The following is a 4,664-nucleotide window of genomic DNA, read 5'->3' on the forward strand; positions in this document are numbered from 1 at the left end:
GGCCGCCCCGCTGCTGGACCGGGCCCCGGCCCCGCCCGCCGACGGCAGCGCCGGTCCGGCGACGACGCTCGACGCAGGGACGTGGCGGGCGGTCACCGTCCGGGCCGGCGGGGCGGTCGTGCTGATCGCACTCCCGCTCGCACCGGTGCGCGAGACGGTGCGCCGGCTGGTCCTGGTCGAGTTGGCCGGTGGGCTGACCGTGCTGCTGCTGCTCGCCGGCTTCGCCCGCGTGCTGCTGGTGCGGGGCCTGCGTCCGCTGGACCGGATCACCGGCACCGCGACCGCGATCGCCGGTGGCGACCTGGACCGCAGGGTGCCGGTCGAGGGAAGCGAGCGGACCGAGGTGGGGCGGTTGACCCGCGCCGTCGACGGGATGCTCGCCCGGCTCCAGTCGGCGATCGCCGCCCGGGCGCGTTCCGAGGAGCGGCTGCGCACCTTCGTCGCGGACGCCTCGCACGAGCTGCGCACGCCGTTGACCTCGATCCGTGGCTACCTGCACCTGCTGCGCCACGACATGGTCGAGCCGGCACGCCGGCCCGAGGTGCTGCGCCGGGGAGACGAGGAAGCGACGCGGATGAGCCGCATCCTCGACGACCTGCTCTACCTGGCCCGGCTCGACGCCGAGCCGCGGCTCGGCCGGGAGACGGTCGACCTGGCCGAGGTGGCCCGGGAGTCCGTCGCCGACGCCCTGGCGGTGCAGCCCGGCCGGCCGCTACGGTTCACCGCCCCACCCGTCGCGACGGTGCGCGGGGACGCCGACGCGCTGCGCCAGGTGCTGGCGAACCTGCTCGCCAACGTCCGCGCCCACACCCCGGCGGGCACCCCGGCGGTCGTGGACGTACGCCGCAGCGGCGACCGGGTCGAGGTTGCGGTCCGGGACGAGGGGCCGGGGATGCCGCCGGAACTGGCCGCCCGGGCGTTCGACCGGTTCAGCCACGGCGGCGCCGGGGGCAGCGGGCTGGGGCTCGCCATCGTCGCCGAGATCGTCGCCGCCCACGACGGCGAGCTGGGCCTGGAGACGGCCGAAGGGGCGGGCACGACGGTGCGGATCCGGTTGCCCGGCGCGGACTCTTGACGTTCTCTCATCCGCCTCCGGTCGGACACCCAGCCGGCCCTGGTGTGCTCGCGCCATGCGGAAAACCACACGCCGTCGGCTGGTGAGCGCAGCGGCGGTCCTGTTCCTCGTCCTGGCGGCGGTGGTCGCCGACCGGGCGGCGGCCCGGCTGGTCGCCGGGCGGCTCGCCGACCGGGTGGCCTGCGCGGCCGGGGTGCCCCGGCCCTCGGTCGAACTGGGCGGCTTCCCGGTGCTGCCGCAGGTCCTCGGCAGCCGGCTGGACCGGCTCCGGATCGCTGTCGCCGACGTCCGGGCCGGCGGTCTCCGGGTCGCCCGCGCCGACGCCGACCTGCGCGACGTCCGCACCGGCGACGGACCGGCCCGGATCGGTGCCGCGGACGTCGCGGTGCTCGTCGGCTACGAGGCGCTGCCCACCGAGGCGGCGGGGCGTCCGTTGCGGTACCGCTACGTCGAGGGTCAGCTGGGCATCGAGACGGAGGCGCGCGCCGTCCCGGTCACGTTGCTGGTCCGCCCCACGCTGACCGGTGGGCGTCTCGTCCTCACTCCGACCGAGGTGGAGGTGTTCGGGATCCGGCGGCCGGCCGGCACGCTGCTCGACCGGCTCGGCGGGAGCGCGGACCTCGGACGTGAGCTGCCGACGCTGCCCGACGGTCTGTCCTACCGGGCGGTGACGGCCACCGGCGACGGGCTCCTCGTCCGGGTCGAGGGGCACGAACTCACCCTGCCGGCGGCCGGCGGGCGGGCCGGCGCGCACTGCGGAGGAGCATGATGCGGGTCGACGACGGCAGCCGGGTGCACCGGCTGATGGGCGGGGTCGGCCGGCTCTGCGCCCGCCGACCCCGGACCGTGCTGGGAATCTGGTTGATCCTCGCCGTGCTGCTGGTCGGCGCCGCGGCGGCTCTCGGCCGGCCGGTCGACAACGACGTGGCGCTGCCCGGCAGCGACGCCCAGCAGGCGCGGGACCTGCTGGACGAGGCCGGGCAGGGTGGTGGCACCGGCGGGCAACTGGTGCTGCACGTCGACGCCGGGCGGCTCGACGACCCGGCACGGCGGGACGTCCTGGCGCAGGTGAGCCGCGAGGTCGCGGACGTGCCGCACGTGACCGCCGTCGACGGGATCGACGCCGCCGCCGGCACGCTCAGCGCGGACGGGCGTACCGGCTGGCTGACCGTGCGGCTCGACGTGTCCCCGCGCCAGGTGGACAAGGCGCTCGCCGGCGCGGTCACCGAGGCGGCCGCTCCCGCCGGGGCGGCCGGCATCGAGGTGACGCCCGGCGGGGTGTTCGCCTCGGCCGCGGAACGTGGCGGTGCACGGGACAGCGAGGTGCTCGGGCTGGCCGTCGCCGCGCTGGTGTTGCTGCTCGCGTTCGGGGGCCTGGTGGCCGCGGCGGTGCCGCTGGTCACCGCGCTGTTCACGTTGGCCTGCGCGGTCAGCGCGGTCGGACTGGCCGGGCATCTGGTGGCGGTGCCGTCGGTGGCCGGGACGCTGGCCACCATGGTCGGCCTCGGTGTCGGTATCGACTACGCGTTGTTCCTGGTCACCCGGCATCGCCGGTTGCTGGCCGAGGGCGTGCCGGTCGCCGAGGCGGTCGCGCGCAGCGTGGCCGGTTCGGGCAGCGCGGTGGTGTTCGCGGGCGGGACAGTGGTCGTCGCGCTCGGCGGGCTGGCGGTGGCCGGCGTGCCCGTCCTCGGCACGCTCGGCTGGACCACCGGTCTGGTGGTGGTCGTCGCCGTGGCGGGCGCGGTGACCCTGCTGCCGGCGTTGCTGGCCCTGCTCGGGCACCGGTTGAACCGGTTGCGGATCCGCCGCCGGTTGCCGGCCCCCGACGGGACGGGGGCGGGCCGCCGGAGCGGCTGGGCCCGGCAGGCCGACCGGGTCACCGGTGCGCCGTGGCGCTGGGCGATCCTGGCGCTGCTGCTGCTCGGTGTGCTCACCGCACCTGCCCTCGACCTGCGACTGGGCCAGGTCGACCCGGGCGACGAGCCGGTCGGCACCGCCGGACGGACCAGCTACGACCGTCTCGCGGCCGGCTTCGGGCCGGGGGTGAACGGGCCGCTCACCGTGGTCGCCGAGCTGGACCCGCCGGCCGACGCCGGCGACGCGCGGGTGAACGGTCTGACCGCCCGGGTGGCCGGCACGCCCGGCGTCGCCCGGGTCACCCCGGCCCGGCTCGCCGACGGCGGGCGCGTCGTGGTGCTGACCGCGTACCCGGCGACCGCGCCGGGCGATCCGACCACCGCCACGCTGGTGCGGACGCTGCGGGCGGTCGAGGTGCCGGGTGTCGAGACGCACGTGGGCGGCGCCACCGCCACCCGCGTCGACCTCGCCGACCGGGTGGGGCAGCGGATGCCGTGGGTCATCGCGGTGGTGGTCGGCCTGGCCACCGTGCTGCTGTACGCGGCGTTCCGGGCGCCGGTCGTCGCGATCAAGGCGGCGGTGATGAACCTGGTCTCGATCGGGGCCGCGTACGGGGTGCTGACGGCGGTCTTCGCCTGGGGCTGGGGGGTCGGGCTGACCGGCCTGTCCGGCCCGGTGCCGGTGGAGAGCTATCTGCCGATGATGCTGTTCGCCCTGCTCTTCGGGCTCTCCATGGACTACGAGGTGTTCCTGCTGACCGCGGTTCGGGAGTCCTGGCTGGTCAGTGGCGACAACCGCACCGCGGTCCGGGAAGGGCTGGCCGGGACCGGCCCGGTGATCACCTCGGCCGCGCTGATCATGGTGACCGTCTTCGCCGGCTTCGTGCTCCAGGACGACCCGGTGATCAAGATGTTCGGTCTCGGCATGGCGGTGGCGGTGGCGGTGGACGCCACCGTGGTCCGGGGACTGCTGGTGCCGGCCACCATGGCCCTGCTCGGTCGGGCGAACTGGTGGCGGCCCGACCGGTCGGACCGGCGGCCCGACCGGGCGCCGCGGGTGCCGGTGGGCTGAGCGCGGCCACGTGGGGCGCCCGTCGCACCCGGGCGCCCCACGTACGCCGGTTCAGCCGCCGAGCCGGGCGGCGACGGTGCGGCGCAGCTCCGGCAGCCGGTCGTGCAACAGGCCGGGGCACTGGGTGCTGTTGAAGTCCTTGTGCCCGTAGATCTCGGTGGGCGCGATGCCGTACTGCTGGCAGGTGAACGCGCAGAACACGACCAGGCTGTCCCAGAGCGCCTGCGGCGGCTGCACGTCCAGGTAGATGCCGTCGTTCTCGATGCCGATGGCCTGGCTGTTCTGCCCGACGCAGTGCGCGCCCTGCACCATGGTCTGCCCGTGCAGCAGCGCGTACAGGCTGCCGTGGCGTCCCTCGGTCAGGTGGCCGCCCCGGCTGTTGGTGAAGTGCTGGCCGGAGTCGAGCCAGCCGTTGGTGTCCATGTGCAGGTCCTGGATGTCGCGGGAGTTGCGGTACGCCTGGGCGAGGCTGTAGTCGGCGGTGTTCGGGAACGCGGTGTGATGGACGATGATCTTGTTCGGTCGGCTCTGCACCACGCTCACCGGTGACGAGGGCGGGCGGGCGCTCCAGGTCGCGCAGTTGGCGATGGTCGGCTGGTCGACGCGCGTGGCGGCGGCCCGCGCGTCGCGGCCGGGACCGGCCTGGGCCAGCGTGCCGGCG

General features: G+C 76.0%; 4 protein-coding genes. 3 read left to right on the forward strand and 1 reads right to left on the reverse strand.

What is annotated here, in order from left to right; translation table 11 throughout:
- From HUW36_RS26170 to HUW36_RS26180, 3 genes are all read left to right on the forward strand, one after another.
- Positions 1 to 1,075: sensor histidine kinase (locus HUW36_RS26170; protein WP_174530583.1), on the forward strand; the 1,075-nt coding region annotated here is incomplete at its 5' end.
- Positions 1,076 to 1,157: 82 nt separating this feature from the next.
- Positions 1,158 to 1,844, forward strand: a complete 687-nt coding sequence (locus tag HUW36_RS26175; RefSeq protein ID WP_174530584.1) for an LmeA family phospholipid-binding protein — start codon at positions 1,158 to 1,160, stop codon at positions 1,842 to 1,844.
- Positions 1,844 to 4,003 (forward strand): MMPL family transporter, encoded by a 2,160-nt coding sequence (locus HUW36_RS26180; RefSeq protein ID WP_217428882.1) that lies wholly within the window; start codon positions 1,844 to 1,846, stop codon positions 4,001 to 4,003. The genes HUW36_RS26175 and HUW36_RS26180 overlap by 1 nt, the downstream gene beginning before the upstream one ends.
- Before the next feature lie 51 nt (positions 4,004 to 4,054).
- Here HUW36_RS26180 and HUW36_RS26185 read toward each other — a convergent pair.
- On the reverse strand, positions 4,055 to 4,664 hold a 610-nt coding region (locus HUW36_RS26185), incomplete at its 5' end, for a peptidoglycan recognition protein family protein (RefSeq protein WP_174530586.1).

Origin of the sequence: Micromonospora maritima (genome assembly GCF_902825405.1) — a bacterium.
Classification (GTDB): domain Bacteria; phylum Actinomycetota; class Actinomycetes; order Mycobacteriales; family Micromonosporaceae; genus Micromonospora; species Micromonospora maritima.